Source organism: Microbulbifer sp. A4B17 (assembly GCF_003076275.1).
In the GTDB taxonomy this organism is placed as follows: Bacteria; Pseudomonadota; Gammaproteobacteria; order Pseudomonadales; family Cellvibrionaceae; genus Microbulbifer.
Genome location: NZ_CP029064.1, coordinates 3716462 through 3737370 on the forward strand (window position 1 = coordinate 3716462; position 20909 = coordinate 3737370).

A 20909-nucleotide genomic window follows, 5' to 3' on the forward strand; every position below is an offset into this window, starting at 1 on the left:
ACCTGAAAAATAATTATTCTGCAGAGTCAGCGATAGACCATCGCTAAAATCGAGCGCCCCTGCTTGATATAACTGCGATACAAATCTCCCACTGGACCGCTCAAATCATCAACCTGAACCTTCTCGAAACCTAAGGAAGAGTAAAAAGGTTCTAAATAGTCATAGGGAAACGTATAGGTGTTACTATCAAAACGCTCAGCAAGTAGTGTCAACAGCCGTCTCGCAACTCCCTGCCCTTGATATTCCGGTGCAACAGCCACCCCAGCCAGTAACTTGAAGGTTTCATAGCGCCGTAAGTAGCCGCATGCAATCACCTCCCCCCGTTCACCACGTACAATCCCGCAGTCCTCATGACGTTTGGCTTTGCCACGAAATCCATGCATGCGATAAAATTTGTTCGCTAGCGGAACCTCCAGATCTGCCAGCCATTGAACAGCATAACAAGGCTGCGTTTTCGCCATAAACCTGCCTCTGTACCCCGAAGTAGAAAAATGCCCAGAGAGACCTGTAACACCTGCCTGCGCCCACCTAATGTCTGCTATTGCAGTGCACTGGTGAACCTGGCCAATACCGTAAAGGTGATGATCATACAGCACCCGCAGGAAGAGAAGCACCCATTCAATACCGGGCGTATGGCGCACCTGTGCCTGAGCAACAGTGAAATGCTCGTCTCTGAGACCCTTCCCACCAACCAGCTGGACAGGCTACTCGAAATACCCAGTGCCCTGCTCTATCCATCGCTGCAATGGCTGCCTGAAACACCCCAACTGGACAGAGGAAACACTCTCCCCAATCACCTGAATCAGCCGGTAAAGATTGAGCAGCTTATTGTTATCGATGCGACCTGGAAAAAATCCAAAAAAATCCTTCACCTCAATCCCAGGCTACAACAGCTACCAAGGGTCAACCTCAACGGGAGCCTTAAGTCCAGTTACATTATTCGCAGAACCACCGTTGCGGATGGCTTATCTACAATTGAGAGTATTGCCATGGCCATGGCGCAACTTGAAGGAAATAATGACTTCTCCAAACTTCTGCAGCCATTTGAAAAGATGATTAACCTGCAGCAGCGAAGCTACTCTCTAGAGCCAACTTAAGACAACTGGCTATCGAACGTAAGCCTCCATAAGCACTAGGCAATTACACCATCAAAAAATATCAAATTAGACACCCCCTGATAAGTCAGCACACACATAAATATAGATAATGCATACCGAATGATCGTTCGATAGCGCTCTTCATCAATCCTGGACTGAATTCTAAACCCAAGAACCAGCCCCAAATAGGCAAATACAGTAATTGTGGATAGCGACACCAATTCTAAATCATCAAAACTTAAATAAAGCGAGAGCACGGCAAGCTGTAGTAGCTTACCAATCAAAAAACAGATATTGGAAATAAGAATCACCTCTTTCGAGGACTTGGAAACTTCCAGTAAATAAATCATAAGTAGTGGAGCAATCGCATTAGTTGCCCCACCAATCACCCCCGCTAACCCGCCAACAATGACAGGAAAAAGTACTGGTCGACTGGAAAACCTGGAAAGTTGTACTCTTAAGCGGTTAGAAAACAGGTATACCAGGATTGATACTGCCAAAAACAGCTTGAGAACATCAGGGTTTGCCCAGGTCAGTAGCCATGCCCCGGAAAGACTTCCGACTGAAACCAGCAATATCACCAAACCATATTTGGTGATATCAGCCCTATAATCCCGACAGCTATAAAGACTGGAGACAATAATCAAAAGCGAAGGCAAAATAGTTAACACAACTGCCGTTTTCAAATCATAAGCAAGTGCCAATATAGGCGTAGCGAGCATCGGGAAGCCGAAACCCAATGCTCCATGAGCCATACCTGCGATTAAGATAAGTAACAACCCTGCTATAGCTATCTCTAATGCCACCCGTTAAGCAACCCTCAATGTAGCAGGCATATTAAAACGTATTCGCTTAAGATGCCTTTTTCTATCCTTTATTCCCGTTCTTGCGTGAAGGTATCGCCGGTTATCCAGCAGTAAAATCTGATTATTATTTAACCTAACCTTAAACATATTGTGAGGTAAAGATATTTTTAGCTCAAGCTCATGCAAGGCTTTCAGCTCATCTGACGAACAATACCCACGCTCGATAATATCATACCTATATCTAAAGCCATGACTTTCATCAATTAAAGAAGCCTCTATAAAATCAGATGACTTACGGAACTCTTCAGGAACACGCAGTTTAAATTTATTAGTTGATAGTATTTGGAATGTTTTATCAGAGAGACTTTCGATTATTCGATCCGCACAAACGAGAATATTTTCACCTCCCCCATGCATATCAGCATGCACAACAAAGAGACCAAAGTAGCCAGGCATCTCAGACTCAAAAGCACCGTCATTGTGCAGAAAGAATTCTCTATCACTGTGGGATATAGCCAGGGCTTCGTTACCAGTTTCACCACCAATCCTTACATCCCATATCGTGCGTCCTAAGGAATCATGCTCATGAACCAGACCGATTGTACTAACGATATCCTCCATAACTTCAGCAGAGTCGTCCGAAAACCCAAGATGGATAAGTACAATTCCCTTTTTCAACAAAGCTATCTTATAACTTTCATAATCTACATCAGAACAGTCTCCAAGTTCGAAACAACAGTAACTTGGAACTCTAAGTGGCATCGCGTGCGACGAAAAATATAGTGATGACATTTTCAGCTCCCTCGATAATCAATCCCTTTACACTTTCCAGAACAGAAACTTCTAACCACAAGCTATAAGGAGCAATCTTTATGCCAGATATTACAAACGTGCCAAACCGAAAATACCCTAATTCTGGGCAGCTAAAACTCTATTGGCACCCTAAGATACGCCCCCATTCTACAGAGAAACTGCTGACCTCATCTATTGGGTGACCATTCAGGTCTACCTTGTCTAGATCTAGACTTTTAACAAAACTTAAATAATTATCTCGGTATAAAGCAAAGATTACCTAACTTCAAGAAATTCAAAATTAATCGAAATACACGATAATCATGTTACTTCCCGCCAGGTCATGACAATTTAATAAAACCTCAATAAACAACACCCAAAAGCGAAAAGAAAACGTCGCAAAATAACCATAAATAGCGCAGTCGGATATGAACAACCAACCTAGCAAACGCGGTTGAACAACCACTCATGTGTCAATCATAAAATTATTAAAGCAGACTAAAGTCTCAAGTTTAAAGGCTGACCCTGCTTCTCAGATAGGGGGGAAGAGTTAAATATGGAAACTTCAAAGACGCGAGAGCCATTTAAGGCCAGCTATCAAACAGCCCCAAAGAAAACCGCTAAACAAGCATTACCGGATGGCAGCCAGATAAAATTGAGTGCCACAACAAACGTATCCATTAATTACTCTGAGACACGTAGACGCATACGCCTATTTAACGGGGAAGCCCGATTAACCATCCATAAGGATATAACTTGGCCTTTTATCGTAGAGTCACGACAAGCCTCAATCCGCACCCATGAGGCCACCTTCAATATTGACCAGCGGTATGGAGTGACAGAAGTTGCTGTACTTGAGGGGGCAATTACGATCAGCCCAATCAAGCAATCTAAAAACAAAGCTAAGGTCGAAAAAGGTGAAATGCTCAAAGTAACCGAGCACAGCACCGGATCAGTTAAAGTATTTGAAATTTGTGCCTATAAGGATTGGTACAGCGGTTATACTCAAGCGAACAATATAAGATTGCCAGAACTACTAGCAGCACTTAACCGCTTTACAACCACACCACTAATAACCAGAGGCCTGGATACTGGCCGTTTGCTCGTTAGTGGAACTTATGACCTGAATCATATTGAAAATAGCGTTCACTTACTGAGTAAATCTTATAACCTGAAAATCATTAGAGAAGAATCTCATATAGCCCTAGAGCTACTCCCCGAATAAAGAGCTAATTTACTCAAACACCAACAAAAGAAGCTTTATCCGCCTTTCTATATATATGAAAAACAATACTTTTCTGAAATTCTACCTGCAAATACTGTCAATATAAGTATTTCACTATTACTAACAATAGGTAATTTGCTAGCCTAGTTTATTCAGCTGGCAAGGGGTACCAGGATTTCTCTTTCTGGTCCAGAGACTCCGAACCTTGCCAGCTCTTTTTATATGCCCCCTAAATACCGCAAGCCGTATTACAATCAGGCTAACGACTGAAAATACTATTCAACTGCATCCTTATCTTCATGCCTTAAATAGCCGGCCGCATTTTCATCTTGAGCTAATTGTCCCTGCTCACTCATGGGCATTGCGCGACTCTGCTGATTAATTGCATAAATATTTGAAGTATTCTCAAGATCTCTGCTACTCGTAATAGAAGCAATGGACTCCCTATCCTTCAAAAAGCTAATCACATCATCCCTGATTTCAGATAAATCCCGTTCAGACTTATGCATTTCAAGTATATGCCTTGGATACTCCAAGTTTTTCATACCAGAGGCCGCGAATGTACTGGATACAACCCTGGCTACAATCACCCAAGGAGTAATCGAGCTTCTGACCAATACATTTTCAGAGCGGGTACTATCATGTATCCCTGTACCTGTTGAGATCTTTGACTCAGTAAATGTACCCTCACACTTAAAGTACACCAGTAGCAATTCAAATTGCATCTCTGCAAAGAAAATCAACAGCCTTACTTCTTTCCTATATTATAATTAACTGCAAAATCTTTTACCCAAGTAACTCCTGATCCGCTCATAACTTCATTTCCAAGCTCTACGTCAGCGATATACCAATCCTTGGAAATTAAACCGTCTTGAATTGCGAATTTCAGAAGTTTTAAACCAGGGATCGATACTTTTACAGAAGGTTGCTTTGCCTTAAATGATATATATACCCAGTTATTATCATTTATTCCAGACATGTCCTTCCAGTTTTTATCGTACCAAATCTCCCACACAGTACCATTAATCGAAAGTTCTCCACGCTTTCTTCCCGCAGGACTAAAGTGTCCCTCCGTAAAGTAAGTCCAAATCATAATCTCAGCAGCTATTACTGAACGATTTTGTTCACCCCCTCTATAGGCTTCTGATATGAGCCACATAGTCGTAGTTGTATTATGGTTTCCATTAGACATACTTTCTGTATGATGAAAAATATCAAGTTCAGTAAGACTAGAGATCTTCAAGGGAAATGAATCATCAAACTTAGGTTCTGGTGCCCAAGGAGAGGAACCTACTTTTATTTGCGGTTGAGCGTAAATCACTTCTCTCCCATAAGGCCAAGACCAGGACCAACCAAATTGTAATTCTCCATCTACATGTCTTTTCTCTAAGCATTGGCTCCAAGGGTCATCTTTTGCAGCATGTTTATTCCAGACATTGTTGCTCAACACACCAAACTTAGTTGGTACACTATAGTAATCTTTGCAGCTTATAGTTATTGTTTCTGGTTTAATCCACTCAATACCTTTATTAACGGAAACTGAAAAAGACGCGAGAGCGATAGAAAAAGCTAAGAAAAATCTCAAGTCACCACCTCACATTAAACAAACTGAATACTCCTACCGGACTCAAAATATGGCATGTCAAGGTAAGGAAATTTGAAAATAGAAATTATACTATCCAATAGTATAACATTTACCATCAAACAAAAAATCAATCTAACCCTAAGCAATGAGAAAATATAAAATGTAGGAAATTAAAGTTATATATTATCAACTTACTACTAAAGGCCCTCATTCATCGTCTCATAACATAGTTTTACATATTTATCAGCCTTATTTTGGATATAATTATCATCACACTTCTTTATAAGCGAAGTTAGATCAATAGGCTTATATTTAAACCCAACCGACTGTCCAATATCATCAATCAACTCATTGCAGAGCGTAGGCCCGAAGGGCCGTAGCAGCGTGCCTATGATTGTTATGAGTTGTCACCGGATCTCCGCACCAATCTATAAAAAATTCGAATTAACCAGATAATACCGTATACCAAAAGCGAGCCGACAATAAACCAAGACAAACCTATTTGCAGCCACGCCCCCCAATAAATTGTACCCTCACAATGAAACTCACATTGCGGATTATGCTACCAAGCAACATATAGGCTAAGTACCGCAATAAATAAACCCAAAATGAGTGCTGAAATAAGATTGAATTTCATTATCTAACCGATGGCTCATAACGCCTCAATCAGCCGACGCTTTAGCGGTCGGCTGGATTGACTTGTTAAATTCGTTGGTCATATACAGTTCAATTTTGGGGGGCTCAAATGGGCTTATTAGCTCAACGACCGCAACTCCCTTTGGTAAGCCGATTAAATACTTATCAGTATATTCGACGACGCTCGTTGGCCCCCATAGGTATATCCCCGACCAAAAAGCATTCCAATAAAGAATACTGAAGAAATCATCTGATACAAAATAGAGGCCATTGTCGCCCACGATCAAAAGAAAACCATCGTCAGTTATCAAAGCCTCGTTCGGGGCTTCGGGTAATAAAGTAACACGCTCAGGGTGAGAAGGGTTTTCCGCATCAGGAATCACATAGACCACACCTCTGGACATCATGTGATCGAGCCCCTCCAATATATAAAGCTTTTCCCCATAAAGTATTAACTTACGCACATTACCTTCTAATAAGGGAAAATACTCCCCTCTATAGGTGTATCCTAGCTCACCACCAAACTCACCTTTGTCTATTGAGCGATATAAAAACTCTCCGATTTCTAACTCGGTGCTCGAATGTGGGTTCCTTTCAATTTTTAATTTGAGCTTTCCGTCGGACTTATAAACAACATGCCGATCCCATTTTATTCTTAGATCTTCATAAGACTCTGGGTCGCGGTCTTGCCTCTTTATATTCTCGATTATCTCAACAGGCGTTTTAGAAAGACTCCAGCTTTCTAAAATTTTTTCTAGTTCATTTGAGCTAGCGCTGAGAGCATAGAGAATAAAGGATAGAGAGAACAGATATCTCATAATGGCACCGAGAATATAACGCCCGCAGCTGCGGCAACCGGGAGTTTTTAGGAGCGAAGCGACGTCCCGGTTGTCTGGCAGCCTGCGTTTGTTAACTGTTTCACTCACTATTGGCACCACTAACATCATGCCCCTTAGCGATGCACTCGTACACTTGGTGGTTTAAACAAAATACATAGTGGTGATAAATTTCAATGTTATTAGAAAAGCTAGCAGCCCATTGGGAATTTTTGATTTCACAAAAGCTAGATTCAAGCTGATTCCAGCCTGGATATAGTTCCCCAGCTGGTTCTGAACCAACATATCTAGATGCCACGAAGCCTGAAAAAGTTACCACAACTTCGCCGGCATTGGCTAAATAGCCGTTTTCCATTTTACTAGCGAAGTAAGTAAGACGAGATACACCTTCGCTTATCACCACTTCGAAGCAATTGTCTCCCTCTGGATTTGGATCTAAATCCAGAGGAATATCTACGGCTGTTTCTTGTGACAAAACTCATTCCTTGCTGACAGTTAACGAGGGTGTAGAAAAACAGATTGATCAAATCCCCTATCCAATCAATCATCGCCCATCTAAAATTCTAGAGATTTCTTCTGAAGAACTAGAATTATATCACTACATAGAATTTTGGCTTCTTAAGTCCATATTACACCACTCAATCAGTGGATATTGCCATATCTCATCAACTTTTCAATGTTATGTACTAAGCAAAACATCTGCCATTGGCCTTGAACCTTGTTCTTCCCTCGCAAGGAGAACCGATTCAACCCTTTATTGGTACCTATGTTCCCAAACACAGGCTCAACAACCGACATACGGTGCGCATAAATGGTTTTACCTTTTATGCTATCAACTCGCTTTTTCATCCAATCGGTAGCAGTACGCCCGTTTGTCCAAGTTAGTGATACCTGCCGACCATGTCCCTTTCTCGTATCTGCTGAATCTGGGCTTCGCATGCATTGATGTTTCAGATCACAATTTCTGCAATCCGTTAAACGCCTCTCAAAAAAGAGCTTTCTTTTACCCTCGCTAACATATTCCTCTCTTTGAAGAGACATCTCTTTACCCGCTGGGCAAATGCAGGTTTTCTTTCTTTTATTAAAGGTAAAATCTTTGGCCGATATTATCTGGGGAACTCCAACTTTTTTTCCTTGATTACGTTTACCATATTTCTCTTTTTGCTCAGAGAAGCTGCTATCTCTTGACCTGAATTTATTGTCAGGAATGTAGGCATTGATTCCATTGTCTCTCAAGTACTTATAATTGGACTCATTTGAAAACCCAGTATCAGCAGTGATAATGATATCTTTGTCTAAGATATCTTCATCAATCTCGGTATTTTTATAGCGTGTACTAATACCATTCAAAATAGGCTTCAAGGTATGGTGCTCTTGCCCATCACCAAAAGCTTGTGCTTCAACGACTATTTGATGTTTCTTATCCACTGCCGCAATACCGTTATAACCTTGAATAGTCCCCTTGCTAGTAGTCATCTTCGCTGATTCATTATCTGTGATATTGCTTTTTACTTCTTTTGGTCTTTTGCCTTGCCCCATCCTTGGGGATGACTCTTTAGGAACTGATCAATTTTTTCAAAGTGCTTTTGTAATGTGTCAGCAGCCTTAGCAACAGCCTGTTTTCGCTCCCTTTCTTGAGGTTTTCTTCCATCAAGCCTTTTGTGTTCACTGAGGCAGGATTTGATCTTCTTACGAATTTTCTCCCGCTTCTTTCTCAGCTCTTTAAAAGTGCCAGAATGCGCTTTGCTAGCATTTGATGACATTTTACAGCCATCTATCGCAAAGAGCTCATTGCCAAGAAGCCCCTGTTCACTACACACCATCAAGACCTGTTCAAATACAGACTCAATTGCATCAGGATAGCTACTAACGAAGCTCGCGATACTGGTGAAGTGTGGAGTGCTATCACATGAGAGCGCCTTAAAAATGATGCTGTGTTCACACTGCCACTGGATCTCACGGCTAGAGGTGATGCCTTTGGAGTAAGCAAATAAAATGATCTTTAGAAGAATCGCGGGATCATAAGCTGAGCGGCCACCACCATCATTTTGATACTTATCATTAAAGGCAGATAGATCTATGTGATCATTGATCAGATGGTGGAGAGTAAACTCAAAAGTTTGAGGCTGTAACTGCTCTTCGAAGTTAATTACAACCATGGCATCTTGGTTGTAATCATAGTGCTTAAAGTTGGGCATGTTGAGGATCTCAATAACGAGATCCCATTTTATCAAAAAATACTATCTTTTAAGAGTTTTTCTACAGCCTGAACGCCGGCCACAGCGGCTGGCAAAGCTGGCGTTTTTTTGTGCCCCGAAGCGCGCAAAAAGTGACAGGTTTGACAGTCCGTTGCTGGCCCTTGTTAAATGCTGCCATGCACAGACATGACATGTGGTTTGCCATAGTTTTCAAATATTAAACCTTTGCTTATATATGTGCACTTAGCAACCCGATGAAGTCCTGAACCCAGATAGCCCAAATAGATTTTTTTCTTACTGATTGAGGCTTTCTCAAGGTAGCTAAGTGCTAGCATGTGGTTTTCCTCACTCATAGGCCTTTTGTACTTAGCCCACTTTAACTTGTCATATTCACCAGAAACATAAATTTTCTCGCATTCCATATCCATCCATTTCCGCTCTTCTGAAACAGATGCTGTGAACTTAAATTTATACCCATCACCTTCATAGTAAGTGATATGAACCGGAAAATTGTCGCCTCCTGCGTAAACCGACGCAGCTAGAAATAAGGCTATGAATACTGAAATTTCTCTCATAAGCATTTAACGTTGCCAACAGGGGAGGCCGAAGCAAAGCGTAGGCCGTCCAGCCCAGCTGTCAGCTGGGCAATCCTGCTTGGCCTGGTTAAGAGGCATTTTTATTGCGATGCCACAACAAAAATAACAATATTAAAATTAATGTATAAGATATCCCCATAACAACTACACTTCCCTCCAACTTACTTTGTGAACGACCTAAACAATCATACAAAGTGAATGGCACTGCAATGGGGCTAAAAAATAAGGCCATACTTTCAAAGTGGTTTTCTGAATGCTGGATAAGACTAATAGCAACACCAGATAAATACCAGCCAAATGCTCCAACTAAGTACCAGATTACACTATATTTAATCAGTCTCAAATTTGCCTCTTAACGCTGCTAGCAAGGGCAGCCGAAGCAACGCGTAGGCTGTCCAGCCCAGCCCCGAAGGGGTTGGGCGAGCTTGCCTAGCCTGGTTATGGTTGGCGCGCTCGGGACCTACTACCAGCACTTTGCCAGCCATAGTTTGGCTGGCCGCTGCCCAATATTTACGAGGAAAGAATACCGCACTTTCCCCAACCAATTCCTATCTTACTGGCACTCCGCGAAACTGCAGCGGAATACTCATTTCTGCTGCACTTGAGCAAATACTCTAGGGGAGAAGCTGCTTGAATTTCAACCAGAGAAATTGCTCAATGCCGAGTGCAATTTAGTGGCACTAAAGCTTCAGTTACTATGAAAAATTAATAAAGCCGACCGCCACAATAACGTCAAGCTAAGCGGCGCGCGTTAGCGCGTCCTTGCTTAAGCGCCTTGTTATGCGTGTATGGCACGAAGCTCATTTACCAAGCCTTTATATTCCTTGCCAACCAGGCCAAGGTTTTGATGAAAACGAAAACCTGATTTTTTTATTTGAGCAGCGTCGAATGCTTGAGCGGCATGATTAGCTGCCTGCTCGTTTTCACCGCTTTCAGCGGAAATGATTGCCTTTGCAGCATGCCACCGAAAATGATCGACAGGAAACATTAATCGCTCCTGATGCTCATCTAGGACTTCGTTGGCAGACTGATATAAGTTAGTAAGTTTCTTCTCTACGATGAGCAGTGGATAGAGAATATATGCATCGGTTTTTAGATGTGGAAAAGCCGATTCTCGCTCTAATGCCTTGCCATAAAAATTGATTGCACTTTCGATATCATATTTGGCGATATATGCGGTTGCCATATCACAGTATGCCTGAGCATGATTGAAGTCATCGCTTAGCTCGAAGTATTGTTCTAGTAGTGAAAGTGCAACATCTGGCTCTGTACTGGCAATGGTACAAGCCTGGATTCGCAAATATTGTTCTTTTCGGCGAGCACGCTTAAGCTTCTCGAAGAATTTGCTTTCAATTTCTTCGCTCCACTCTTCGTTCCTATACCATTCTTGGCTACTCACTCAGTGCTTCCTTTACGCATAACGCCGGCCTCAACTGCCGGAGGTCAGGTTGCAGGCCCTTGTTATACGAATTCTGGATTAGAATCCGCATTAATGTAACCCCATACCCTATAGTATTTACCTTCAATAGAGTAAGGAATATTAAACTTATGGAGTACTTCAAGTATTCCACTACTTATATCAATATCCTTGTCAGATACTAAACGACCTCTGAATTCATGTTCATATGGGTCGAAATCTATCCATTCTATCGCGACGGAATAATCAAAAAGTTCATTCCACCACACCTTGCTAAAACCAAGTATTTTATCTTCGTATATCAGCTTATATCTCACTTCTGGAGATGCATCACCTTGGTCAGCGAACAATGAACACAACTCTCTCCACTTAGTCTTGTTCATTATAGAAACAAGCTGTCTTTGATCTATGACTTTAGAAAGGACTTCGTTCATTGAAAACTCGTATAGCGCCCAAAGCAAGCGCGCGTTTACGCGTCGCCTTGCCTTTTCTTGTTAAAAGGCCCGAACTTGCTGGCGGCACGAGCCATAATTTGTAGGCATAGAATACCCAGTAAACCTACCGGATAAATAATATACCAACCCATAAAAACCCCTGCCTTAACAATGACAAGCGAAGAGACAACATCCCAGGCAAACAACCCAAGGAGGCCGGCCACTAGCCAGATTATATAGGTGGGCAAATCACTTGGTCTTTTTTCTGCTACGACAGTGCCTAGAAAAAATGCCACAAAAAAACAAGCGATGTTGACCGCATGAACTTTTGCTGGAGCGTCGCTAAGGAACAATGACCCTAGGGACAAAACTACAAAGAACAGGAAACTTGTGATTATGGTTAGATTCATTTTGCCTTTTAACGCCTAAAGCACCGAGCGCACGCCTGTACGTCCGGTGCCTTTACTTGTTATAGGGATCACGCTACACAGGTTGTTTATACAACTTGCTTCTGACTCACATAAAGGCAACATAACGTCATTTTCCGCATCACAGTTTCCAATTAATGCACACGGATAAAAGTGCTTGCCCTGCCATATTTCTTGGTAGCGTGGATAATTTTTCTTTGAGATAGAATAGTTACACTCATACGGGTCATAGCTCGTATACACAAGCCTGCAATCGTGTTTCGTATTACACTGCTGCTCGTGCGCAGGAAATTCTTCGACCACACTAATCTCACCTTGCAGTAGCGAAGACGACGAGACTAGATACACAAGCGGCACAAGCAGGCTAACAGCGCCTAATATGACAATGTTCTTCGACACCTTTAAGCCCTATAACGCCCAGCGCAGGCTCAGCCAACGCGGAGCGCCTTTTGTGTTAATGTTTAAGCGACAGCGAGTAACACAAAAGGCGCGTAGTGTTGGCTGTCGCTCTGCCGCTGTTTGTTAAGTGGAATTACGCTAGGTAACCTTGGCCATGAGATGGACATCCGCGTACTCCCCGCCTCTGAAGGCGTAGGCCTTAGCAGTCCCCTCTATTTTAAAACCGAACTTCTCATACAGACCTATTGCATGCTCATTGTCGGTATAAACTTCTAACTCAATGCGGCGAATTGCCAGCCAGTTTATGGCTAGGTTTAACATAGCCTCAAGAAGACTAGAACCAACACCGATTTTCTGATGCTCCTCACATACCGCCATACCCATATTCGAGACATGTTTCCTTCGCGGGTTGGCAAACACCTCCATTCCTATTTGGCCAACCACTTTTCCATCTACGACCGCAACTAAGCTGTAGAAATTTTCGGGTACATTTCCAAGAAATTTTTCCCACTTATCAAGTGATGGATAAGGCAACTGCAGTGTTCCCGCATAGCATGATGATTGAGCATAAATATCTCGAATTTCCGGAATATCTTCTTTCTTGCTATGCCTGATTTCAACGCTCATAGTTTATTTCTCGGGACACTTAACGCCGCAATCAGCGCGGCTGCACAGCAGTCCGCTGCATTGCCTGGTTATATTCCATTCTCACCGTACTGGCTAAATTTCTCAAACCAGCCGTCCTCAGTATAAATTTCACCGTTCAATCCATCAGATAGTTCAGCTACGTTTTCATTGTCTATTAACACTGCGATGTCTTCTTTTTCTTCTTCAATAGCGAAAAGAAGATTGTGTACCCCGCTATCTATGCAGTTAGTTAGAACTTTTCGGATAACTGCTTTCTGCTCATCGGAGAACCCATCAAGCTCCTTGATAAGTTCTTGAGTACTTGGAGATTTGAGACTACCAGATTCTAGAGCCAAATATCGTTCCAATGAAGAATCTCTTAAATCCTGCGCAATGATCTTGCCGAGCTTATCTAAGTTGTTCATCGTTCTCTCAAAGGAATATAACGCCCACAGCAGGGGCGGCTTACCTTGTGCGCGTTTTGCGCAAAACTGGGAGCGTAGCGACCTGCGCAAAAGGTGCACAAGGTAAGACGTCCCGCGGAGGCCCGAAGGGCCGGAGCATATTGCCTGTGTTTGTTAGCTGCTACCTCACAAAGGCATATATACCCTTGAAGCTCGGGGCTGTTAAAACCTCTGACATACGAACTGACTCAGGGTCTGCTTGTAGCCTTGCCCGCAGTTTTCTTAGCTTTACAATTCCACGGATAGCCTGGATCAGAATTAGGCCCGAGAAAACGAGCAATATCGTATCGTAACCAATCCCACCAAGTATTGTGGAAGCGAGAGAACCAAGAAACAACACTCCCATCAGGGATGAAGTGATCCAGCAGCTCACTAAATTCGGCCCAATTTCTTCGTATATTTCCGACGCTGTATATTTTCTTCTCATAATTCTCTTTACCACAGCTAACGCCCCGCACAGGGGCAGACAAATAAGCGTAGCGTTTTGGCTGTCCCAGCGACCAAAGAGAGCGATTGCTGCGGCTTGTTATAAATCATTTGTAGAAATTGTAGCACCACAATGTATGCAACCTACCCTACCTGAAAACCAGTGGAATACAACAGACGACCAGCTTTTGTGTATAGAGGCAGGATGAACCCCATGCGTACCCTGAATGGTTAAACACTTGTTGCAAATCGGGCAACGCACCCAAAACGCCAATACGAAATGAATAATTGCAAACAAGAAAAAACCGCCAAAGATCAAATAGTAGATGGGCATCTCATAAGTAACATCGAAGTAACCAAGAACAAAGGATGCAATCATACCCCCAAGAAACAACCAAGCAATATATGTGGCTATTGCATTCAGCTTTCCGAGCACAAAAATCTCCAAGATTTATAACGCCTGCATCAGCGGCCGGAGCAAGCCACGCTTGCGGAGGTCCAGCCCAGCGCAGCTGGGCTATGCTGCATGCATTTGTTATGTATTTTTCCCGATTAACCTTCTGAAATAGCCTGCGACATATTCTTTGTAAATTTCGGGCGACTTTTCTTCTGCTTTGATACCAGACTTTAGGGCTAACTCGATGAACTCTCTTAGCTGCGGCAAATGATCAAGCCTTCCCTGCCTCAAACATTCCTGAATATTGAGAATCATATCCGTTTTTACTTCTGGATAGCCACCTTGGTCCCAAGCTTGCAGAATATAGCAAGCCATTTTTATCGCAGCCCCCTCATGAAGTAAATTTATGTCCAACCCTTCGCCACCAATAGATTCTGCTGTGCAATCTACATACGAAAACGGATCGAATTTCCCATCCTCTGTACCGAAATCGCTAAACAGGCAGCGATAATCGACGCACACATAATACATGTACAAGATATCTTTGATTGCCTCTTCAGCAAGGCAATACTTTTCAAATTCCTGCTCTTCCAATTCTTGATTCATTTCTCAAGTGCGACCACATAACAGTTAATTCAAAAGAAGCGTCTTCATATCACCCTTCTATATAATTCTACTCACTTCTTTCAAGACAATCTCAAAAACCCAATAATATCAAAAATTTATGACCTTTGACATAATTCTCAACAGGTAGATATATAGCAGGCGCTATATATCTACCTGCTTTTTCTGCTCTTTATAACATTACCAAACCTATAAAAATCAAAGAGATAGACCCTCACCCCCAGAAATAGGAGAAGCTTCTCTTGAATTCTGATATTGACAGCAGGACAAAAGAGCAAATACTGTATATAAAAACAGTTTAAGGGCAATATCATGGACGACATTCGCCATAAAATCCCAGGTAAGCCTGAACGCTTTATGGACAATCTGCGATTTCATATTCGAAAGCAAGGACTATCGTACCGAACAGAGCAAACTTACACGCACTGGGTTAAACGTTTCATTCATTTCAATAAAAAGAAGCACCCTGCTGATATGGGAGCTGTTGAGATTGAGACGTTTCTCTCTCACCTTGCAGTTCAGGGTCTTTGCTCCGCAAATACACAGCGAATAGCTCTGAACGCTTTGATATATCTGTACAAGAGATTCTTAGGTAGAGATATTCAGGCATTGGACTTTAAACTGGCAAAACAACAAAAGTACCTGCCTGTGGTTTATAGCCGTAGAGAAATATCAGCAATTTTGGATCATCTTGAAGGCACTTACAGATTACAGGTTGAACTAATGTACGGTAGCGGCCTTCGCAGTGCCGAACTGCTTTCTTTACGTATAAAGGATATAGACTTCGACAGCAATAATATTTTTGTTCGAGGTGGTAAGGGGGATAAAGATCGCACTACGATATTACCTAATGGGTTAATTGTGCAGTTACATAGGCAGGTGGAGACTGTTTCCCTATTACACCAACAAGATCTTTTGGCTGGTTTTGGTTCGGTTTATTTACCTAACGCCTTGGAAAGAAAGTATCCAAGTGCAAGCCGACAACTCGCTTGGCAATACCTTTTCCCTTCCAGCACCATCGGCCAATGTCCTCGCTCCGGTGAAAACAGAAGGCATCATATGCACGCAACAACTTTAGCGCGCCAGGTTTGTATAGCTGTCAAGCTAGCGAGAGTCAACAAACCGGCTCGTTGCCATGCATTTCGCCATAGTTTTGCGACTCACTTGCTCGAAGCGGGTTATGACTTGCGTACGATTCAGGAGCTGCTAGGGCATTCGGATGTTAGTACTACTGAAATTTATACCCATGTCGTAAATCGGGGAAATAAAGGCGTTTTAAGCCCCTCAGATCAACTGCGCAACATTAATAAAATTGAGCAGACTGAAGCTAACTATTTTTTGGGGAGCAAGGTAGGTGAAGTTCAGGAGCTTAGCTTATTGGCTGCATCTTAGCAGCGAGGAGATCGGATACCGGCTTTCGCCGGTACCGCAATAGGAAAAGGCCGATCGAATTATCCCGGTGTTACATCGCCGTTTTGCGCGCGGTGGCGCAGTGCGTGATCGATCAGAACCAGGGCCATCATGGCTTCGGCGATAGGCGTTGCTCGAATACCAACACAGGGGTCGTGGCGGCCTTTAGTAACGACTTCAATGGGATTGCCGGAGCGGTCAACGCTGCGGCCGGGAATACGCAAACTGGAAGTCGGCTTCAGGGCGATATGGGCAATGATATCCTGGCCACTAGAAATACCACCCAACACACCACCGGCATTATTCGACAGGAACCCTTCTTCCGGAGTGATTTCATCTCGGTGCTCAGTGCCCTTCTGCTCCACGCTGTCAAAGCCAGCTCCAATTTCCACGCCTTTTACCGCGTTAATACTCATTAAGCCGTGGGCCAGATCTGCATCCAGGCGATCAAAAATAGGTTCACCCAGTCCAGCAGGAACGCCGCTGGCGTGTACTGAGATACGCGCTCCGATGGAGTTCCCCTCTTTGATAAGCTCCTGCATATAGGTCTCCATTTCGGGGACCCGATCGGCATCCGGGCAAAAGAAGGGGTTTTGCTCTACCTGATCCCAATCCAGTTTTTGTACTTTAATCGGGCCCAATTGTGAGAGATAACCGCGCACTTCAATGCCGTATTTTTGTTTTAGCCATTTTTTGGCGATGGCTCCGGCGGCAACCCGCATGGCAGTCTCACGGGCGGAAGAGCGACCGCCCCCACGGTAGTCGCGAATGCCGTATTTTTGCCAATAGGTGAAATCGGCATGGGCTGGCCTTACCTGTTCAGCGATATTGCTGTAGTCCTTGGAGCGCTGGTCGGTATTTTCAATCAACAGGCCAATAGGCGTGCCGGTGGTTTTTCCCTCGAAAACACCGGAAAGGATTTTTACCTGGTCGGGCTCACGGCGCTGGGTGGTATAGCGGGAAGTGCCCGGCTTGCGGCGGTCCAGCTCTCGCTGAATTTCTTCTTCACTGATCTCCAGACCCGGAGGGCATCCATCGACGATACAGCCGAGCGCGGGGCCGTGACTTTCGCCAAAGGTGGTGACACAAAACAGCTTGCCAAAGGTATTGCCCGACATAGACGACTTTTCCAGCTAGTAGGTGGTAAAACAGGATGGCCCATAATAGGGGCGCGCATTATAAATGATCTGCCCGCCCCAGTGCGCAGACTGGGGCAAAAAGCACAAGTGTCCGCAGAACCGGGCTTGTGCCCATAACCCGGCAACCGAGATTGCCGGGGAGGCAAAAGGAATTATTCCTTTTCGAAGTAGGGTTGATAGGCGAGCAGTTCTTCCCGGCTGATGGCAAAGACACCGTGGCCGCCATCCTCAAACTCGGGCCACATAAACGGCACCTCCGGGAAGGCTTTTTCCAGGGCTTCCCAGCTATTGCCCACTTCGCAGATCAACAGGCCGTCGGGTTGTAAGTGGTTGGCGGCTTCGCGCAGCAGGCGGCGGGTAAAATCGAGACCGTCATCGCCAGAGCCCAAAGCTATATCCGGTTCGGCGTGGTATTCCTTGGGCATTTCAGCCAAATCGCGGGCATCAACATAGGGCGGGTTACAAACGATCAATTCGTAACTCATGCCATGCAGACCGGCAAAGAGGTCAGATTGTACCGCGCGCACCCGTTCGTTCAGATCGTGACGATTAATATTGATCTGCGCCACTTCGATCGCATCTTCGGAGATATCGCTCAAGTCGACTCGCGCTTCCGGGAAGGCCTCGGCACAGGCGATACCAATACAACCGCTCCCGCAACAGAGATCCAGAATCGCCAGGGGCTCAACATTGAGCCAGGGCTGGAAATTGTGGCGAATCATCTCGCCAATCGGTGAACGGGGTACCAGTACACGCTCGTCCACATAAAATGTCATATCGCAGAAGTGCGCTTCCTTGGTCAGGTAGGCCGCTGGGACCCGCTCGGTAAAACGCCGCTCCAGAATAGTAAGCACATCGCGACGCTCCTCCATGGTCAGGCGGGCCTGGAGAATTTCCGACTTGCTGTAGGGGGGCAAATGCAGGGCATGGGTTACCAGTAAAACAGCCTCGTCCCAGGCGTTATCGGTGCCATGGCCGTAGTAGAGGTCGGCCTCATTGAATCGGCTGGTCCCCCAGCGGATATAGTCCAAAACCGTGGTCAGCTCGTGGAGGCTGGATTCACGCCTTTCTATCATCGAATCTATCCTTAAGTGCTATGTATCTCGTCAGGGCCTGCTGTCACTCATTGGATGGCCTCTATTGTGGCTATAGAAGCGCCAGTCAAGGCACGGGGAGTGTAGTTTGGATATTCCAAATAAGCGACGAGTAACTCTAAACGGCAATTCTACAGCCGTAGTCCGAAGGGCCCAGGCCATTTTTACCCCCAACTTCATTATTATCTCTCGCTAGTGACTACACAGCCCTTATTCTACTCTGCTGGACAAAAATCAGTCTCCGCCGGTGGTGATCAGTTGGCATCAACAGGCCTCTGGGTCCGCGCGGATCTTTACTCTCGGGTTACAAACGCTTAGGGTAGCGCACCCGCCCTTCGGGCTGAGATGTTGGAAAGAGCAGCATGAACGAACATTACGCGCGAATTATTGAAGCAATCGGCGAAGACCCGCAACGCCCTGGGCTCAAAGACACCCCGGGGCGCGCCGCCAAAGCCATGGAATACCTGACTCGCGGCTATAAGCAGACCGTGGAAGATGTAGTCAACGATGCGCTCTTCCCGTCCGATTGCAGCGAAATGGTGCTGGTTAAGGATATCGAACTCTACTCCCTGTGTGAGCACCACCTGCTGCCGTTTATCGGCCGTGCCCACGTAGCCTATATTCCCAATGGCAAGGTCGTTGGCCTGTCCAAGGTAGCACGCATTGTCGATATGTTTGCGCGCCGCCTGCAAATTCAGGAACAGCTGACTGTAGAGATCGCCGAGACCCTGCTAAACGTTACCGGTGCCGCCGGTGTCGGCGTGATCATCGAAGCCAAACATATGTGCATGATGATGCGCGGTGTGGAAAAACAGAACTCTGTCATGAAGACTTCGGCTATGCTCGGTACTTTCCGCAGCAACCAGGCCACCCGCAATGAGTTCCTCTCCCTGCTGCGCCAATAAACGCCACAGGATCCCAGCGGCCACCAGGCCGCTTTGACCGAGGAGTGACCGCTATGCCTCACCTGATCATAGAGTATGCGAAAAATCTGGAAGAGAAGATTTCTGTCGCTGCGCTGGTCAGCTCGGCCCAGGAGGCGATGCACCGTTCCGGTTTATTCGCCTCCCACAATATCAAGACCCGCGCCAAGTCCTACGATCAGTTTATTGCCGGGGACAACGGCAGCAGCTTTATTCACGCAGAGATCCGCCTGCTTGAAGGGCGCTCCACTAGGGAAAGGGAGGCTCTAAGCTCGGCAGTGTTTAACAGCCTGTGCCAGTTCGCTGAGGGAGTTCCCGCAGTCTCTGTCGAGGTACGGGAGATGGATGCCAGCTGCTATTCCAAGCGGGTTCCCTTTTAAGCGGTCTCACCGCGCAAGAAAGGACCAAACCACTCCGCAATTGCCTGAGCGCCGCTCTCCTCCAAGTGCAAGTGGTGGCTTCCGGGCATTTCCCGCGCTTCAATGCCCGGAAAACCCTCCAACACAGGGCGCAGTCGCTTGAGCATATCCGCAATACCATCTTCAGCGAGAACCAGCTGCACTGGCATATTCAATCGGGACAGATACGCCTTGATCTGCGGCTCATTGAGCTTGGCCGTGGAAGCCGCCATCAATCGGGGATCATTACTCCACATATAACCACCTTCCACTTCCCGGGTACCGCGCTCAGTCAACACCTGCGCAGCCCACTCAGTTAATGGGAACATGCCGTTCTTGCGCGCTTCTACGGCCTCCTCGAAAGTACTGTAAATCCGCAGCTTACGGGCGGCGTAACGAGCCCTCTGGGCGATGGCTTTTGCCAGGTTCTCCGGAGCCTTTTCATCTTCAGTGGAGGGGGGCACCAGGCCGTCAATCAGTGCCAGGCGTTTTACTCGGTCGGGGAAGGCTCCGGCGGTGATCACCCCGGCAATAGCGCCACGGGAATGAGCCAGTATGGAGAACTTGCGCCAGCCGAGCGCATGCACCGCCCCCAGAATATCTTCAGCCTCTTCCCAGATGTTGTAGTTGGCGTCGAGTGAGCGGTGGTAGCTGTGACCATGGCCGGGCATATCTACCGCCACCAGGTTGATTCCTGTCAGCAGAGGGGCCAGCCGATTAAAGCTGGCGCAGTTATCCAACCAACCGTGGAGGGCAATTACCGGCTCACCCTCCGGGTCGCCCCATTGGCGCGCGGCAATCGATTTATGATCAAACTCTATGGTGAGCTCACGGGGAGTGATTTGATTTGTCGCCAAAGTGATATCCACCGGATAGTGACTAAAACAGGTGGTGAAATGGTGCGGCCCACCAACAACATCCGCAATGACAGTTGTGATCAGCACAATAGGGATTTACT

At 45.3% G+C, this 20909-nt stretch carries 26 protein-coding genes; 5 read left to right on the top strand and 21 right to left on the bottom strand.

Annotated features, from left to right (window positions below; all coding sequences use genetic code 11):
• Window positions 1–26: 26 nt before the first annotated feature.
• Window positions 27–461 (bottom strand): GNAT family N-acetyltransferase, encoded by a 435-nt coding sequence (locus BTJ40_RS16345; RefSeq protein WP_108734093.1) that lies wholly within the window; start codon window positions 459–461, stop codon window positions 27–29.
• Between the two features lie 30 nt (window positions 462–491).
• On the opposite strand from BTJ40_RS16345, the gene BTJ40_RS16350 reads away from it, so the two are divergent.
• Window positions 492–1097 (top strand): tRNA-uridine aminocarboxypropyltransferase, encoded by a 606-nt coding sequence (locus tag BTJ40_RS16350; protein ID WP_108734094.1) that lies wholly within the window; start codon window positions 492–494, stop codon window positions 1095–1097.
• 35 nt (window positions 1098–1132) lie between these two features.
• On the opposite strand, the gene BTJ40_RS16355 is transcribed toward BTJ40_RS16350, so the two are convergent.
• Both BTJ40_RS16355 and BTJ40_RS16360 read right to left on the bottom strand, forming a co-directional pair.
• Window positions 1133–1903, bottom strand: coding sequence for a sulfite exporter TauE/SafE family protein (locus BTJ40_RS16355; RefSeq protein WP_108734095.1), 771 nt, complete (start codon window positions 1901–1903; stop codon window positions 1133–1135).
• 3 nt (window positions 1904–1906) lie between these two features.
• Window positions 1907–2695: a TauD/TfdA family dioxygenase gene (locus tag BTJ40_RS16360; protein ID WP_108734096.1), complete on the bottom strand. Its 789-nt coding sequence runs from the start codon at window positions 2693–2695 to the stop codon at window positions 1907–1909.
• 556 nt (window positions 2696–3251) lie between these two features.
• Here BTJ40_RS16360 and BTJ40_RS16365 point away from each other — a divergent pair.
• Window positions 3252–3920, top strand: a complete 669-nt coding sequence (locus tag BTJ40_RS16365; RefSeq protein WP_108734097.1) for a FecR family protein — start codon at window positions 3252–3254, stop codon at window positions 3918–3920.
• A 275-nt stretch (window positions 3921–4195) separates the two neighbouring features.
• Here BTJ40_RS16365 and BTJ40_RS16370 read toward each other — a convergent pair whose 3' ends face one another.
• From BTJ40_RS16370 to BTJ40_RS16440, 15 genes are all read right to left on the bottom strand, one after another.
• Window positions 4196–4663, bottom strand: a complete 468-nt coding sequence (locus tag BTJ40_RS16370; RefSeq protein ID WP_202862818.1) for a hypothetical protein — start codon at window positions 4661–4663, stop codon at window positions 4196–4198.
• A gap of 5 nt (window positions 4664–4668) precedes the next feature.
• Entirely contained in the window at window positions 4669–5505 is an 837-nt protein-coding gene (locus BTJ40_RS16375) for a glycoside hydrolase family 12 (RefSeq protein WP_108734098.1), read from the bottom strand.
• Window positions 5506–6167: 662 nt separating this feature from the next.
• Window positions 6168–7067, bottom strand: a complete 900-nt coding sequence (locus tag BTJ40_RS16380; RefSeq protein ID WP_157954124.1) for a hypothetical protein — start codon at window positions 7065–7067, stop codon at window positions 6168–6170.
• Entirely contained in the window at window positions 7060–7452 is a 393-nt protein-coding gene (locus tag BTJ40_RS16385; protein ID WP_108734100.1) for a hypothetical protein, read from the bottom strand. The genes BTJ40_RS16380 and BTJ40_RS16385 overlap by 8 nt, the downstream gene beginning before the upstream one ends.
• A 167-nt stretch (window positions 7453–7619) precedes the next feature.
• Window positions 7620–8516, bottom strand: a complete 897-nt coding sequence (locus BTJ40_RS22825) for a transposase (RefSeq protein ID WP_238152033.1) — start codon at window positions 8514–8516, stop codon at window positions 7620–7622.
• On the bottom strand, window positions 8486–9211 hold the full coding sequence (locus BTJ40_RS22830) for a transposase (protein WP_238152034.1): 726 nt from the start codon (window positions 9209–9211) through the stop codon (window positions 8486–8488). The genes BTJ40_RS22825 and BTJ40_RS22830 overlap by 31 nt, the downstream gene beginning before the upstream one ends.
• A gap of 128 nt (window positions 9212–9339) precedes the next feature.
• On the bottom strand, window positions 9340–9756 hold the full coding sequence (locus BTJ40_RS16395; RefSeq protein WP_108734101.1) for a hypothetical protein: 417 nt from the start codon (window positions 9754–9756) through the stop codon (window positions 9340–9342).
• An 82-nt stretch (window positions 9757–9838) separates the two neighbouring features.
• Window positions 9839–10114 carry a hypothetical protein gene (locus BTJ40_RS16400; RefSeq protein ID WP_108734102.1) on the bottom strand — a complete coding sequence of 92 codons (276 nt, stop codon included), beginning with the start codon at window positions 10112–10114 and terminating at the stop codon, window positions 9839–9841.
• A 435-nt stretch (window positions 10115–10549) separates the two neighbouring features.
• Entirely contained in the window at window positions 10550–11170 is a 621-nt protein-coding gene (locus BTJ40_RS16410) for a hypothetical protein (protein ID WP_108734104.1), read from the bottom strand.
• Between the two features lie 62 nt (window positions 11171–11232).
• A complete protein-coding gene (locus tag BTJ40_RS16415) occupies window positions 11233–11622 on the bottom strand; it encodes a DUF6678 family protein (protein WP_108735302.1) in 390 nt (129 codons plus the stop codon).
• Window positions 11623–11657: 35 nt separating this feature from the next.
• Window positions 11658–12032 (bottom strand): hypothetical protein, encoded by a 375-nt coding sequence (locus tag BTJ40_RS16420; RefSeq protein WP_108734105.1) that lies wholly within the window; start codon window positions 12030–12032, stop codon window positions 11658–11660.
• Between the two features lie 555 nt (window positions 12033–12587).
• Window positions 12588–13076 carry a GNAT family N-acetyltransferase gene (locus BTJ40_RS16425; RefSeq protein ID WP_108734106.1) on the bottom strand — a complete coding sequence of 163 codons (489 nt, stop codon included), beginning with the start codon at window positions 13074–13076 and terminating at the stop codon, window positions 12588–12590.
• Between the two features lie 68 nt (window positions 13077–13144).
• Entirely contained in the window at window positions 13145–13501 is a 357-nt protein-coding gene (locus BTJ40_RS16430) for a hypothetical protein (RefSeq protein ID WP_108734107.1), read from the bottom strand.
• A 565-nt stretch (window positions 13502–14066) separates the two neighbouring features.
• The gene (locus BTJ40_RS22370) at window positions 14067–14402 is read right to left on the bottom strand and encodes a hypothetical protein (RefSeq protein WP_157954126.1); all 336 of its coding nucleotides are present in this window, start codon (window positions 14400–14402) and stop codon (window positions 14067–14069) included.
• 99 nt (window positions 14403–14501) lie between these two features.
• Window positions 14502–14969 carry a hypothetical protein gene (locus BTJ40_RS16440; RefSeq protein ID WP_108734109.1) on the bottom strand — a complete coding sequence of 156 codons (468 nt, stop codon included), beginning with the start codon at window positions 14967–14969 and terminating at the stop codon, window positions 14502–14504.
• 330 nt (window positions 14970–15299) lie between these two features.
• Here BTJ40_RS16440 and BTJ40_RS16445 point away from each other — a divergent pair, with 330 nt between their 5' ends.
• The gene (locus BTJ40_RS16445) at window positions 15300–16379 is read left to right on the top strand and encodes an integron integrase (RefSeq protein ID WP_108734110.1); all 1080 of its coding nucleotides are present in this window, start codon (window positions 15300–15302) and stop codon (window positions 16377–16379) included.
• A 59-nt stretch (window positions 16380–16438) separates the two neighbouring features.
• On the opposite strand, the gene aroC is transcribed toward BTJ40_RS16445, so the two are convergent.
• Both aroC and prmB read right to left on the bottom strand, forming a co-directional pair.
• Window positions 16439–17515 (bottom strand): chorismate synthase, encoded by a 1077-nt coding sequence (aroC, locus tag BTJ40_RS16450; protein ID WP_108734111.1) that lies wholly within the window; start codon window positions 17513–17515, stop codon window positions 16439–16441.
• Window positions 17516–17688: 173 nt separating this feature from the next.
• Window positions 17689–18612: a 50S ribosomal protein L3 N(5)-glutamine methyltransferase gene (gene prmB / locus BTJ40_RS16455; RefSeq protein ID WP_108734112.1), complete on the bottom strand. Its 924-nt coding sequence runs from the start codon at window positions 18610–18612 to the stop codon at window positions 17689–17691.
• 380 nt (window positions 18613–18992) lie between these two features.
• On the opposite strand from prmB, the gene folE reads away from it, so the two are divergent.
• Together folE and BTJ40_RS16465 are read left to right on the top strand one after the other, a co-directional pair.
• A complete protein-coding gene (gene folE, locus BTJ40_RS16460) occupies window positions 18993–19535 on the top strand; it encodes a GTP cyclohydrolase I FolE (RefSeq protein ID WP_108734113.1) in 543 nt (180 codons plus the stop codon).
• Window positions 19536–19588: 53 nt separating this feature from the next.
• A complete protein-coding gene (locus tag BTJ40_RS16465) occupies window positions 19589–19933 on the top strand; it encodes a 5-carboxymethyl-2-hydroxymuconate Delta-isomerase (RefSeq protein ID WP_108734114.1) in 345 nt (114 codons plus the stop codon).
• Here the strand turns inward: BTJ40_RS16465 and BTJ40_RS16470 are convergent.
• Entirely contained in the window at window positions 19930–20895 is a 966-nt protein-coding gene (locus tag BTJ40_RS16470; RefSeq protein WP_238152035.1) for an alpha/beta fold hydrolase, read from the bottom strand. The genes BTJ40_RS16465 and BTJ40_RS16470 overlap by 4 nt on opposite strands.
• Window positions 20896–20909: the final 14 nt, after the last annotated feature.